This window comes from Sulfurimonas lithotrophica, from assembly GCF_009258225.1.
Classification (GTDB): domain Bacteria; phylum Campylobacterota; class Campylobacteria; order Campylobacterales; family Sulfurimonadaceae; genus Sulfurimonas; species Sulfurimonas lithotrophica.
The window spans coordinates 2243711-2258247 of the sequence record NZ_CP043617.1; the positions used below are offsets into that span (position 1 = coordinate 2243711).

Here is a 14537-nt window from a genome sequence, read left to right on the forward strand (position 1 = left end):
ATCTAAAAGTTTTAGATTTTATGTAGTTTGTGTTTAACTCAGATAAAGGCTAGACTTAAAGTCTGCCGTATCTGAGTTAGATGCAAAATGCGTGAAAGCTAAAGCTTATACTCTAGCTTCTTCACGACGATTTAGATACGCCCAATTCTCATCAATACGCTCTTGCCACTCTTTTATAAGATATTTATACTCATCTTTAAATAAGTGCTTAAAACGTCCTTGTGCTGCTAAATACTCTTCAACAGGCACAACATTTTTAGGTCTGTAAGTGATGTTTAACTCACGACCGTCAATGATTTCATATAGTGGGAATACTAATGAATCTGTAGCTAAATCAGCTAAGTGCATTGTATCTTTTGGATCAAATTTCCACTCAGTCGTACATGGAGATGCAGCATTTATAAATACTGGACCTTCAACAGAAAAACCGTGTTGAATTTTCTTAACCATGTCTTTCCATTTATTTGGAGCAACTTGTGCAGAATATGGGATATGGTGACTAGCCATAATAGATACCATATCTTTTTTATTTTTCTTCTCTCCGTAAGAGTGAGTTCCTGCTTGAGAAGTCGTAGTATGTCCACCTATTGGAGTAGAGGATGAACGCTGACCACCTGTATTTGCATATACTTCGTTGTCTAATACAACGTGCATGATGTTATGACCACGTTCCATACAACCTGAAATCCACTGAAAACCGATATCGTAAGAAGAACCGTCACCCGCAAAAGATACAAATTTTGGGTTACGATCAGGTTGCTTTAGACGACCTTTTTTCTTTAATGCTTTATGCATAGCTTCAGCACCTGCAACTGCAGTTGAACCGTTCTCAAATCCAATATGAATCCAAGAAGCATCCCATGATGTATATGGGTAAACTGCCGTACAAACTTCTAAACAACCGGTTGATGCAGAAAGTACCATATCATCGTTAGTTGCATTTAAAACTTCACGAACGATAATAGAGTGAGCACAACCTGGACAAAGAAGGTTAGCTCCCTCAAACCTGTCTGCAGAAGTTGAGAACTCTTTTAAATTTTTAATTTTTTTCATTTCACTCATAAGTCACCTTCTTATAAAAATGATAGTTTCGGTCCGCGAACACCGATAAACTGCTGTAGAGGAGTTGTGATTTTTCCTGCATCTACATTTGCTTGTAATTCTGTATAAAGCTCAGTTAAATGAACTTTAGTTAAATCACGTCCACCTAAACCATATACATAACCTGAAATCATCGGACGAGTATCTAAGTTATACATACAACCCGCAATCTCGTTAAATAACATACCTACCGTACCGTTAGGGTTTGAACGGTCAAGTGTAGCTATAGCTTTTATATTTTTTAATGAATCTGCAAGTTTATCAAAAGGGAAAGGACGGATTACACGAATACCTACAACACCTGCTTTAATTCCTTTTGCTCTCATTTCAGTTGCAACTTCACGAGCAGTTTCAACGGATGTACCCATACAAACAACTGCTACATCGGCATCATCTGTATCATACGTCTCAACCATGTTATATTTACGACCTGTAAGTTTTTCAAAATCATCAAATGCAGCTTGAATTTTTGGGAAAACTTTAGTCATAAGATCACTATGTTGGCGTGCTTTATGCTCAAAGTGCCAATCTTCTTCTGTTTGTACACCGTGAGTTACAGGATGGTCAAAATCAAGCATATCATTCATTGGTTGATATTCACCAACAAACCCATATGCAGTATCATCATCTAAAGTATGTACACCTTGAGCAGTGTGAGAAGTCATGAAACCGTCTTGATGCACCATAGCAGGTAAACGAACATCATGGTCTTCTGAAACTTTAAACGCAATAAGGTTTAAATCATACACGTCTTGAGGACAATATGAATCAAACTGTATCCAACCCGAATCACGACCTAGGTACATATCCGAGTGGTCACCGTTAACGTTAAGCGGAGCAGCTAGTGCACGGTTTACAACATTAAGTACAATCGGTAAACGCATACCTGATGCTTGGTAAAGAGTCTCTACCATTAAAGCAAAACCTTGTGAAGATGTTGCAGTAGCTACACGACCACCTGCAGCAGCAGCACCTATACAGCCACTCATTGCAGCATGTTCAGATTCAACCATTACAAATTCACCCTCAATATAGTTGTTTGCTAAAAATCCAGCATAGTTTTCAACTACAGGTGTTGATGGAGTAATCGGGTATGCAGCAACAACATCGATTTGTGCTTGACGCATTGCCTGGCTTGCTGCCATATTCCCGTCCCAAACTTCAACATCTCTTAATTCCATTTTATCAAATGCCATTATTATTTCTCCTCATCTTTCGCAGGCCACTGAGCTATCTCAGTTTCTTCATCTGCTTGTTCAGCGAACATTAAAAGTGATTTAGGGTTTGTAGGACAAACCTCAACACAGATACCACACCCTTTACAGTGATCCATATCCACACCAACCATTTTTTTATCACGTGAAATGATTGATATATCCGGACAATATACCCAACAAAACTGACAATCAATACAGAAGTCTTTGTTAAATACGGGTTTTAAGATTCTCCAGTCAGCAACACTTGCCGTAAATGAATTACTTTGTGAATAACTACGGTCTTCTTGGTGAGTTGTAGCGATTACCTCTGCAGCCTTACCGTCAAATGAGCGAAGCATAGCTCCTATTTCAAATTCATCCCATCCTTTATTTGCCATCATCAGCCCCCTATTTCACTTCATCGTATGCGCGTTGGATTGCAACCATATTCGCATCGATAATTTTTTGTGGTAGTTTTTTAAGGATTCTTTGCATACTCTCTTTAAAGAATTCCATATCATACATACCCGAAATTTTCATAAATGCTCCAAGCATCGGCGTATTTGGAATAGGACGACCAATAGTTTCTTGAGCGATTTTAATACAATCTACCGTATATACTTCTTTACCTTCCAACTTAGGTTGTTGTTTCACCAATTCATCTGTCGATAAATGAGTCGTAACTATGTACTTAGTTGTGTCTTTATGATTGATAGTTACATCAGAAGTAAATACTAAAGCAGGATCAATTACGAAAACATAATCCGGCTCCATATATTTTTCATGATTCATAATAACTTCATCATCAACACGATTATAAGCTGTCATAGCAGCTCCACGTTTTGCAGACCCGTAAAATGCGAATGCTTGAACATGTTTACCGGTTGTTGAAATAACATCTGCCAACCCCTTAGCACCCGTTACAGCACCCTGCCCAGCACGGCTATGCCATCTAATCTCTAGCATAAATTCTCCTTAAATTCTAGGAATTCTCTCTAATTTAGTTTATGTATTTTAGGGAAGTTGGTCTTAAAGTAAGCTTTTTGATTGGGTAGATGGGGATTTTGGAATACAATTTATAAAAATGAGCCCTTTTATAAAATAAAAAATAATTTACCGTTAATAGTTTATAACACAACTTAACTATCAAGGCTTTATTTAGTCCATTTTTCTGACAAATTTTACCCGAAATTACTCAAATATTTCACAGCTTCGTATGAGTTTTCAAAAAAGTTTGACGTGTATTGATTTAAATTTTCTTTAGTTCCGTAACCGCATAAAACCGCCAAAGATTTTACACCGGCATTTTTAGCCGAAAGTAAATCAAGTTCCGTATCGCCTATCATCCATATGTTATCATCTTTTGGCATCGATTCAAGTGCTTTAAGTATAGGTTCTGCATCGGGTTTTGGTTTCTCTACATGTTCGCGACCTATCAAAACTTTAAAGTGATGCATTAATCCAAAATGCTCCATTAATTCTTGTGAATAAAGTCCCGTCTTGGTTGTTACGATGCCAAGAGTTGCAAAAGAGCTTGCCAATTCAACAGCTTCTCTAGCTTTCGGAAGAAGTTCGGTTTTTATTTTTGAGATTATGCGATATCTTTTTTTATATGCATCTACATAATCCCAAACTTTTTCCTCCTCAACTCCAAGCTTTGCAAACATTACATCAAGCGGGTAACCTATAAGAGCCTGTATCTCTGCATCGGCAGGATTTAATCCCCCACAAACATTAAAAGCATGATGAAAAGTGGATGTTATTGCTTCTGTCGATTCTATAAGTGTACCGTCCAAATCAAAAAGTATTATCAATTATTTCTCCCACTTGATGTAGTTATGCCAGATGCCGCTTGGAGAGTTCTCTACGTTTTTTATATTTTTATTTATAACCGTTATTGAGTTTGGTATATATAAAAACAGATACGGATTATCATCAACTATTATTTTAAACATCTTTTTCCACATTTTTGATAACTTATTTTTATCTACTATGCTTTGAGACTCTTCTATTAACCTATCCATTTTTTCATTGTGGTATCCGACTATGTTAAAACCGCCTTTTGTATCGTTATCACTGTGCCAAAGCATATACGGATCCGGTGCAGGCGACAAATTCCAGCCAAGGAGTATGCTATCAAACTTTTTTGGAAAAACTACCATATTTAAAAATGCCTGCCACTCCATTACGCGCAAATTCACTATGACGCCTATTTTTTTTAGTTGATATTGAATTATCTGTACGGCATATGGACGAATTGCAGATGAGTTTGAAGTAACTATTTCAAATGTAAATGGATTAGACTCATCGTAACCTGCTTCTTCTAAAAGCTTTTTTGCTTTTTGCAAATCTTTTTTTGGAACCTTGACATCTTTGTTGTAAGCGATTGAACTTGGATGAAAAGGTCCTGTGCAAACCTCGGCATGTTTAAAAAATAAAATTTTTACTATCTCTTCTCTATCTATTGCACTTGATAGTGCTTCTCTTACTCGCGGGTCTTTAAATTTATCGCGTCTGAGGTTAAACCCGAGATAAGCGTATGAAAGAGATATTTTCTCATAAATATCAAACATATCAAAAAACTCGGGTGTAAGTTGACGTTCATACTGCATAGACTCAATTCCCCCAACATCAAGTTGCCCCGATTTTAACATCAAAAACCGTGTCATCGGGTCTGCTATAACGTGGTAAGATATCTCATCTATTTTCGGTCTGCCTTCAAAGTAATCCTCATTTGCTCTTAATATAATATTTTTAGAATGTTCAAGTTGATGTAGTTTATACGGTCCCGTTCCAATCGGGTTTGTATTGAACTTTGAGTTCATAAGATTTTTTTCATCTTTTAAAATATGTTTTGGGATTATCCCCATCATCCAAGTCTCAACAGCTTTAAAGTAAGGCTTTTTATAGTGAACTTTTAACTTATACTTATTTACTGTTTCTACTTCTTTTACAAATCTAAACCCTGAACTGTAAGGTGACGATATTTTGTCCGAGATAAGAACTTTGTATGTAAAAAGAACATCCTGACTTGTAAACTCCACACCGTCATGCCACTTTACACCTTCTCTTAATTCAAATACCAATGTTTTGTCATTTTCAAAGTAAAACTTTTTAGCCAAGTCCCCTATAATTGTCTGGGCATCTTTATCGTATTTTAAAAGTCCATTGAAAATATGTTCGGATATATCGGCTGAGCCTGAGTCGGTTGCCAAAATAGGATTTAATCTTGCAGGATTTGAACTAGTAGCCAGATGCAAGGTAGAAGCATAAAGGTTAAGAGTTAAAAATACTAAAAAAAATATACGCAAAATCTATCTCACTCTCTTATCGTTTACGCTAATTTTAGAGTTTTTCATTTTTATATTATATACCAAATCGTTTCCCTGCTCTTTTGCATAACCTTGTGAGAGTGCTATTATAGGAGCAGATTGAGTTATAGCTACAAACATAGGTTTTGATATTTGTAAAAATATATCTAAATCTATTTTGTCTAAAAGTTCCATAGGTCTTATAGTGTTTGAATTTAAAGCCATCTGAGGCAATTTTATATTTGCCTTTAAAGTAATGCCTTCTAAATCTTTAGTCTTATTTATCTTCATATTTTTTACTGAAAAATCTTGAACTTTTAAGTCAAATCCTCTACTGATTAACTGTTGAGTAAGTTTTTGTATTTTTAGAGATGTTTTAGCATCTATATCTTGTTTTACCAAACTTAGAAGTTTACTCAACTCTTCAAAACTGTCTTTATCGATATCTTTTAAATCAACATCATAATTGAAACTTGATATCTCCAGTTCTTGTTGTTTTGTTTTCAAGTATAGTTTTTCAAAAGAACTTTTTGAAATAAACTCCGCTTTTATGCCTTTAGTGTCAGATGCAAAATTTAGTACAGGGTTTTGAATATTTAACTTGCTCTTACCTGTCTTATCATCATCTATATCAAAACTAAATGAGTCCATTTTCATATTTGTTTGATAAGTCGTTCGAGATTCAAAAGAAGATAAAAGATTAATATTTTGAAAATCTACTTTGATATGATTAGTTTTGTTAGTAATATCCAAATATATACTTTTTGTTTTTGAATCTATTTGTTCGGGTGCTACCAAAAGACCTTTTCCGCTAAAGACAGAACCTTGAAGTCTGGCATCTAGCTTTTGTCCGGATGCGAAGGTGTAACTTTCCTCTATATCTTTGATATGACCGTTAAATTCTTGATTTACCACGTTATAATCTATATGATATTCTAATCCGCCGTTTTTTAAAAATTTTTCCAAATACAAAGCAAAATCTGCATCGTCATTTTTTATCTCATCCATAGCTTTTTTTGAAAGTGAGATTGGACGGATATCTACAGAAATCGCTTTGCTAATAGGGATATTAGAGTACTTTAAATCCACACCTAAAGTTGTTCCGTCTAAAAATTTATTTATATATGGAGCTATTTGAGCGTTTGAGAATTTTGAGAGGTACTCTATAAACTTGTCCGCATCTGAGACTACAAACTCATAATGCTTTTTTGTATCAAGATATTTAAAATGAGTTATCTCTTTTTTTGTTTGAACTCCGTATGAGTTTAATGTTTTAAGTTTAGTACTTAGTTCAGATTCTACTATTTTGTTTCCGATAAGCGGTAAAGAAGCAAGTGCGACTAAAACCACAGATGCAATAATGATAAGTTTTTTCATGAAATGTATTATATATAAATAAGTTTAATGTGGAGTTTTTAAAAAAGTAGAATATTTTACCAATGCCAAAGGCACTGATAAAAGAGTACAGTAACGATTAACGTTTTCTCGAAGAGAAGCTTAACGCTTGCTAAATTGGCGAGAACGACGAGCTTTACGCTTACCTGGTTTCTTACGCTCAACAACACGTGAATCACGAGTCATCATACCCTCAGGTTTAAGGATAGCTTTTAATTCCGGGTTGAATTTTACTAGTGCACGGCTGATTCCGTGACGTAGTGCATCAGCTTGACCACCGAAACCACCACCTAAAGTAGTAGCTACGATATCAACTGAAGTATCTTGTTTAGTTAAAACAAGTGGTTGCTTAACACGAAGTTTCTTAGCTTCAAGTCCACCAAGCCAAGCATCGATAGAAAGACCGTTTACAGTTATGTTACCAGATCCTGGAGTTAACCATACTTTTGCGATTGACGCTTTACGACGTCCTGTTGCATATGTTTTGTTTGCCATCTATCTATCCTTACTTAGCTATTTGTGCAGTGTGAGGGTGTTCAGCACCTGCATATACTTTTAATTTTTTAAGCATTTTAGCACCAAGCTTAGTTTTAGGAAGCATACCGCGAGTAGCTAATTTGTATAGTTTCTCCGGGTTTTTCTCTAAAAGCTCAGTCATTTTAACACTCTTAGTTGAACCGAAGTAACCTGAGTGTGAAAAATACTCTTTATTGTTAATTTTACCAAGACCGTTAAACTTAGCCTTAGAAGCATTGATGATAACTACGTAGTCACCACAGTCAATATTTGGAGTAAAACAAGCTTTGTTTTTACCGCGTAGAGCTGTAGCTACTTCAGTAATCATACGACCGAAAGTTTTACCTTCTGCATCGATTAGAATCCATTTTCTATCGATTTGTTCTTCAGTTGCAATTTTAGTAAATTTCATTGAACGAACCTTTCTGTATATTTAAGTGGTGGAAGTATAGTCACATAAACTTATAAACGACTTAATTTAAGTCATTTTTAATTAAACTTTACTGAATTTATGTTTTCTTTAAGGTTTTAAAATGCCAGAAGATTTATAAACATCATTATACCAAAACCAAACAGTAAAAAAGCAGAAATTACACTAATCCAATAAGATACGTTTTGAGATATTTTATGCTTAGCTTTATGAACTAAATAAGGCATGACGGTTATCCATAAAAGTATAGCACCAAGCATCCCAAATATCGTAAAAAAAGTATCTAACTCTTTAGCTGCAACATAACCGGATGCACTTAACCAAAAACCTATAGTGTATGGATTTATAAGCGTTAGAGTAAAGCCCTTTAAATAAAGCGTAGAATTTTTGGGATGTTTTATTGTCTCCTGCGGAGTCTGTATTTTTGCATCTTTGTTTTTAAATATTAAGTAAGCAAGATAGATTAAAAAACTACCTCCGAAAATAGACAAAGCATCTAAGACTATCGGTTGATTTACGAAACTGATTAATCCAAAAACTATAAAAAGCAGGTACAGCATATCTGCACTCATTGCACCAAGACCTATAAGTACACCGTTTTTGTATCTTTTTACAGCCTCGTTCATTATAAGAATATTTATGGGACCAAGTGGAACAGCCGCTCCAAGACCTAGTAAAAACCCTTCTACAAAAGATAAAGCTATCATTTAAACCTTAACGATCTTAACTTCATTTTTTAGTAAGTAACACAGATACCCTTCAGCCGTCTCCCCTGTAATCTCTTCAACTGCGTCTATATAGCTTAAAACTTGTTCAACATGATGTTCAGAGTATTTTGTAGAACTTTTATAGTCTATGATTTTCCAAATACCGTCTTCATGTTTTATAAGCAAGTCTATATACTTCAGGTTATTGTTATGTCTAAGAGATTGTTCTTTAAAACACTCACCTCTGCTTAGGTCTAAGAACTCTTTGTTTTGTACCAATAAACTTATACGGGATACGATATCTTCTATCTCATCATCTTCCAATATATGACCGAATTTGTTTAACATCATATCTTTTGCGTCAGATACATACTCGTTTGAGAACTCGCTTAGCATCTCCAACATAAAGTGAAGTGCCGTACCGAAATTTTGAGCTTTTATATCTGCTTCTATCTCTTCTTCTACTTTGACTATGTCACTTTGTGCCCCGTAAAACTCCTCTTCATACTTGAGCGTGTTTAAATCTTTTTTAACTATCTGCTCTTTTTCTTTTTCTACTTTTAAAGAGCCAAAACTTCCTACAGATAAGTCCAATATATCAAATGTAGAATCTTTTGATTTTTTTATAACAAACAGATTCTCTCTTGCTCTTGTAAAAGCAACGTATAGTGCATTCAGCGAGTCTTCTAGTACAAGCTTTTTCTCTTTTTTAAGTGCATTTGCATAGTTTGCGTCCAAATCGTCTCTGCCTTTTATGCGAAGATATATATTTTGCAGTCTGATGCCCTCATACTCGTAGATGATTGCATCTTTATTCGGCGGTGCCTTTTTAAGTCTGTCCATAACTATAACGTGTTCATATTCAAGGCCTTTAGACTTGTGTACCGTAAGGACTCTCACACCGCTTAGCTCACTTGCGGCAGCCGAAGTGTCGATGCGTTCATATTCAAAAAGAAGTGCTTCAATATCTTTGCATCTATCAACCGTAGTTAAAAAACGAAGCAGATTTGCATCTGAGTCAAAAAGTGAATATTTTTTTATAACATTTTTAACTATATCCAAAAGACTTAACTTGTTAAAATCAACAGCATCGATTTTTTCTACATCTCTCTCTATCAGGGCAAAAAAATTATAACGATATATATCTTCATTAAAATAAAGATATTTTAAATACTCCAAAACAGCTTTTATACTTCTTTGGTTTATAAGCTTTGTAGTAGTCTCTGTCACGACCTCTAAACCAGCGTGTTCAAGGTGAAGTTTAACTTCTTCTCCGTCACCGTTTGTGGCACAAAGTATAGCTATCTCATCTGCGACTGCGCCTAAACTCAGTAGCTTTTGAACCTGTTTTAACACCTCATCCAAAAGCATATCGCTTTGTATAACTTCAACATAACCCGCATCTGCTTCAGGGCGTACAAGTTGGGCTTTATAGTCTTTTATTTTATGCTCAAACACCCTATTTACAAACTCTATCACCTCTTTTTGGGAGCGGTAGTTTGTAAGAAGCGGCTGGGTCAAAGTTCCATTTTCATGTGCGACTTCACCAAAAAGAGCACTAACACCACCGCGAAAACGATAGATGGATTGTTTAACATCCCCAACAAAGAAAAAACTTCCGTTCTCAAAAACACCTTTACCCGATGTTATCTCATTTATTAACGGTTTTAAAATCTCATACTGCATTATTGAAGTGTCCTGAAACTCATCTAAAAGCATATGTTCTATTTGGGAATCCAAACGAAAATATAAAAATTCACTGTCTATTCGTTCTTTTAAAAGATAATGTACAAGCACTGTAACATCGTTAAAGCTAAGCTCACTATCATCCATATAAAGTGCTTTTTTACTCTTCTCATATATATCTACAAGCTCGTTTAACGAGTAAAAAAAGTTTTGCTCACGTGCACGGTTATACCCTTTTATAGCATCTTGTATAGTAGTTAGATGCCTGTCCATCTCTGGTGTAAAACACTTTTTAAAAGTGGAATACTCCATAGTCTCACGACCTATCCAAGCTTTGGATGCCACATCTTCAAAACTCTCACCCGCCACACCTTTTAGTGCAGTGCTCGATGCAGCTTCACACGAGTTAACTATGTTTTGCAACTCCAAAAATGCTTCAAGTGCTACTTGTTCATACTCATCAAGCGGTTGTTTTCTAAAAGAGATGTGTGAGAGTTCCTGACGTTTTGTATAGAACTGATCTAAAAGTAAAAATATATCGCTTAGTCTTTTTTTTGACTGTAAAGATAGCGTTATAAGCGTCTCTTTTTTTCCTGAGACCTCTACCTCTTTTAAAAAGCGTGATAATAATTTCAGCTCATGCTGGCTACTCATAGTAGAGAAGTCTGGCATAAGAGATGCATAGAGTGAGAACTTGCGAAGTATCTGAGTAAAAAATGCATCTATGGTCATAATCTTTGTATTTGAGTTTAAAAACTCCGTCAAGATTTTACTACGCTCACTCAGTAGATGCTCTTTTGAATAACCGGTAATATCGACAATAACATCCAACTCTCCGCGAGATTCCAACTCCTCCAGAGTTAAGACTACACGCTCTTGCATCTCAGCTGCGGCTTTGTTTGTAAAGGTAAGTGCAAGTATCTTAGATGCAGATGCACCCGAAAACAAAAGGCTCAGATAACGAACGACAAGCATAAATGTCTTACCGCTTCCCGCCGATGCTTCGTATGCTAGGTTGTTTATAAATTTACTCATTTGTCACTTTTACCTATTCTTGTTATAATTGTTCCATTGGATTGCGGATTCGCGATCGGCACTAAGCTCTGGCGGATTCGCCGGGGCTTTTTTGCTTTTATGGGTATATTTTAAGCCCAATATTATAAACTTTATTCTTTTTTTAAGCAAACTTATTTTTCAAATCATTATTTATATTCATACAACTTGCTTCTAAGAACTTATTTCTTTTTTCAAAATAGAGAGCAATTTGTGACTTCTTATTTGTATAAGGCATTTCAAAATATTCAATAATTTTTTCAAATGGATTGTGAATCATAATTTCGTAATCAACAACAGAAAGAATCATAACATTGTCTAAAAAATCATACTTACTTTTATGTTTAAAAAGTCTTATAAAGTTTTCCAATAATGGCATATGTGTATGAATAACTATCACAGCATATTTATTTTGAACATCTATTTTTTTAAAGCATGAATCTATCTGCTCAAGAGCAGAGAATATTGTGTTTTTAAACTTTTTTTCCAAATCAATAGCACTTGCATGTAGTATTATGTTTTCATCTATATGTAATAGCTTGGACTCTATTAGTATGCTAGTGTTATCTTGCACAATATAAAACTCTGCTTTTCTATTTCCTTCTTCCTTAACAAGATCATCACATTCATAAAAATATTCACTATGTGAAGATTTTGTTAAATTTCTCAAATAATTTTCAAATGTATTTCCAAAACTTTGTTTGAAATTTTCTGAGTTTTTCACCTCTTTATGTAAAATTGTAAATATTTTATAACTTAAAGCTTCTAACAATATATTTTTAGATGCTATCAGATAATAATCGTTATTTAGTTTTATAATTGGATATTGCTCTATTAAGCGTATAGATTTCATAGTGTTCTTTGTTATTCCAAGATCTCTAGCTTCCAAACGATAATCTTTAATACTTTTAGAAAAAGTATCAAGAAACTTTTTTAATTGAGTCTCTGTTATTTTATTGTCATAATCTTTTATCAATCTAAGCATATTAGTAAAATCAAATGGTTCATATATATTGTGCTTTGCATTATTCAAAGTAAAAAAATATAATATTTGTTTTGGAGTTAATCCAAAAAATTCTCTAAATAATGGTTCTTTTGTGCTGTATAGTTCTATCAATCGACCCATACTATTTACAGGAGGGGCATAATGTTTATTTTGTTCATATAAATATTTTGTGAATGCTAAATCTAAAGAGTAATCTAAATCTGCTTTAAAATTTGATTCACTGTCATAGCTTTCCAAGTATAATTTTATAAATTTTCTATAGTCTTGTGTTTTTGGTAACCTATCAAGTATTACCCTTGTTTTTTCATAATCTGATAATCTTAAAGCTAAATCTAATAACTTTGAATACCAATTAGAATTCTGTAGATTATATCTTTCCATCTGATTTGGTTCTATCTTTAATAACTCTTCATCTGATGTATTTTCTAATGCTTTGATAAATACTAACCATTCAAAGGTTGTATATTTTTTAATATGTTCAATTAGTAATTTATTAGATTTAGGTTTCATATTTTTAACGATTCTGTCTATGTAAATTCTCTAAATTCATAAAGCTTATAGTTCATACATACTTTTTTCAAAACCTTTGTTATTTTACTTTCCCATTTCCATAATGTTTAAACAGGTACTCGACTATAGCTTCTTCATCGGCTTTTGTTATAGGTGCTTTATACACATCACGCATCTTTACTACAGATGCCCTCCAAAACTCTTGGGATTGCTTTCCTTGGTTTGTTATATATCCAAAAGAGTGACACCACTGGCAGTTTCTCTGCATAACCCTAAAGTTTTTATCATATTCCAACGGGTAGGTGATGCTTGGAACTTTTACGGGTTTTGAATACTCCGCATTTAAAGTGGAAAACATAACTGCCGTTACTAACAATGTTTTTAAAATTATACTTTTCATTTTACCGCCTCAAATGTCACACTATCGATGCCGTTGTATTTATAGCCGCCTTTATTCCACAGCATCTGATGTGCAAAAGGCTGTTCTTCTCCCAAGTTATTTACCGCTTTTGCCATAAGCGTAAATTTTCCGCTTTGTTTTGCTTGGAAGTTGTATTCGAACTCTCTAAAGGCAAATTTTGAAAGCTCTTTGCCTAGTGTAGATTTCTTCCATGTTTTACCTTTGTCTGCTGAGATTAAAACCTCTTTTATACCGCTTCCGCCATCAAACGCCACACCCTTTAGTGTTACATTTTCATTGACTTTTATTTTAGTATCACGAGTAGGAAAACCTATGTAAGATTTTATGTTCATCGTGGTTATAGGTTTTCTTTTTTTGGCAGGTTTGTCAGGTGTTTCACTCTCTGTTTCATTATCTGCAACCGTATAAGCACTGTCCATATAGTAAAGAGGACGGTACTCTTTTGTTACCCTTATCTCAGTAAGCATCTTTATCCAACTATCGGAGTACCAACCCGGGACAACAAGACGAACGGGATAACCGTTTAGGTAAGGCAAATCTTCACCGTTCATCTCATAAGCTATGATAATGTCATCTTCTATCTCATCTATTTTTAACTCGCGAATAAGTCTTGGGGCTTTATGAAAAGCAGCCTCATCACTACCGTTAAAGTTTATCCATTTAGCATCTTTGTTAAGTCCTGCCTGTTTTAAAACATCTTTTAGTCTTGCACCCTTCCATTTTGCACAACCCATAGCTCCGCTTCCCCATTGGATGCCGCTAGTTGTCGGAATAAATGCACTTCTTGAGTTTCCGCCGCATTGTAGAACTGCCGTAATCTCAACAGGCTCAAAATCCTCTTTTAAACTCTTAAGTGATAAGTATAACGGCTCGTTGACTTCACCTGTTATGGCTATTCTATATCCTGATATAAAAGTATGAGTTTTTATCTTTGGCGAGTGCCATCTTACAAAAAAATCTTTGTTTGAAGTTATAGCGGATGTAAAAACATTACGCGGAGACTCCAGCAGAGGCGGTCTGTCAGAATGTGCTATGAGTGGGTTTTTCTCAGGAAAAGCATACTTACTTACCTTGTAGTAATCTAAGGGTTGTCGTATCTGCGATGCACTAAGTGGCAGTCCAAGCAGTACCGTAGATGCGACTAAAGAGGTTTTTAAAAATTCTCTTCTTTGCATGGTAAATTGACCTTTTTTATAAATTTTTTT

General features: G+C 34.7%; 14 protein-coding genes. All 14 read right to left on the minus strand.

Annotated elements, in window-relative coordinates:
• Positions 1-105: 105 nt before the first annotated feature.
• Positions 106-1062: a thiamine pyrophosphate-dependent enzyme gene (locus FJR48_RS11205; RefSeq protein ID WP_152308214.1), complete on the minus strand. Its 957-nt coding sequence runs from the start codon at positions 1060-1062 to the stop codon at positions 106-108.
• Between the two features lie 11 nt (positions 1063-1073).
• Entirely contained in the window at positions 1074-2297 is a 1224-nt protein-coding gene (locus tag FJR48_RS11210; protein WP_152308215.1) for a 2-oxoacid:ferredoxin oxidoreductase subunit alpha, read from the minus strand.
• A 2-nt stretch (positions 2298-2299) separates the two neighbouring features.
• Positions 2300-2695, minus strand: coding sequence for a 4Fe-4S dicluster-binding protein (locus tag FJR48_RS11215; protein ID WP_152308445.1), 396 nt, complete (start codon positions 2693-2695; stop codon positions 2300-2302).
• Positions 2696-2705: 10 nt separating this feature from the next.
• A complete protein-coding gene (locus FJR48_RS11220; protein ID WP_152308216.1) occupies positions 2706-3263 on the minus strand; it encodes a pyruvate flavodoxin oxidoreductase subunit gamma in 558 nt (185 codons plus the stop codon).
• A gap of 215 nt (positions 3264-3478) precedes the next feature.
• Positions 3479-4111: an HAD family hydrolase gene (locus tag FJR48_RS11225; protein WP_152308217.1), complete on the minus strand. Its 633-nt coding sequence runs from the start codon at positions 4109-4111 to the stop codon at positions 3479-3481.
• The gene (locus FJR48_RS11230; protein ID WP_152308218.1) at positions 4112-5608 is read right to left on the minus strand and encodes a peptide-binding protein; all 1497 of its coding nucleotides are present in this window, start codon (positions 5606-5608) and stop codon (positions 4112-4114) included.
• A gap of 3 nt (positions 5609-5611) precedes the next feature.
• Entirely contained in the window at positions 5612-6985 is a 1374-nt protein-coding gene (locus FJR48_RS11235; RefSeq protein ID WP_152308219.1) for a YdgA family protein, read from the minus strand.
• Positions 6986-7105: 120 nt separating this feature from the next.
• Positions 7106-7498, minus strand: a complete 393-nt coding sequence (gene rpsI / locus FJR48_RS11240) for a 30S ribosomal protein S9 (RefSeq protein ID WP_152308220.1) — start codon at positions 7496-7498, stop codon at positions 7106-7108.
• Positions 7499-7508: 10 nt separating this feature from the next.
• The gene (rplM, locus tag FJR48_RS11245) at positions 7509-7931 is read right to left on the minus strand and encodes a 50S ribosomal protein L13 (RefSeq protein WP_152308221.1); all 423 of its coding nucleotides are present in this window, start codon (positions 7929-7931) and stop codon (positions 7509-7511) included.
• A 116-nt stretch (positions 7932-8047) separates the two neighbouring features.
• On the minus strand, positions 8048-8656 hold the full coding sequence (locus tag FJR48_RS11250; protein ID WP_241856069.1) for a LysE family translocator: 609 nt from the start codon (positions 8654-8656) through the stop codon (positions 8048-8050).
• Positions 8657-11377 carry a RecB-like helicase gene (locus tag FJR48_RS11255; RefSeq protein ID WP_152308222.1) on the minus strand — a complete coding sequence of 907 codons (2721 nt, stop codon included), beginning with the start codon at positions 11375-11377 and terminating at the stop codon, positions 8657-8659.
• A gap of 142 nt (positions 11378-11519) precedes the next feature.
• Positions 11520-12911 carry a hypothetical protein gene (locus tag FJR48_RS11260; RefSeq protein ID WP_152308223.1) on the minus strand — a complete coding sequence of 464 codons (1392 nt, stop codon included), beginning with the start codon at positions 12909-12911 and terminating at the stop codon, positions 11520-11522.
• A gap of 79 nt (positions 12912-12990) precedes the next feature.
• Complete coding sequence (locus FJR48_RS11265) at positions 12991-13311, minus strand: sulfite:cytochrome C oxidoreductase subunit B (RefSeq protein WP_241856070.1); 321 nt, start codon at positions 13309-13311, stop codon at positions 12991-12993.
• The gene (locus FJR48_RS11270; protein ID WP_152308224.1) at positions 13308-14507 is read right to left on the minus strand and encodes a molybdopterin-dependent oxidoreductase; all 1200 of its coding nucleotides are present in this window, start codon (positions 14505-14507) and stop codon (positions 13308-13310) included. Before FJR48_RS11270 ends, FJR48_RS11265 begins: the two co-directional genes overlap by 4 nt.
• Between the last annotated feature and the right edge of the window lie 30 nt (positions 14508-14537).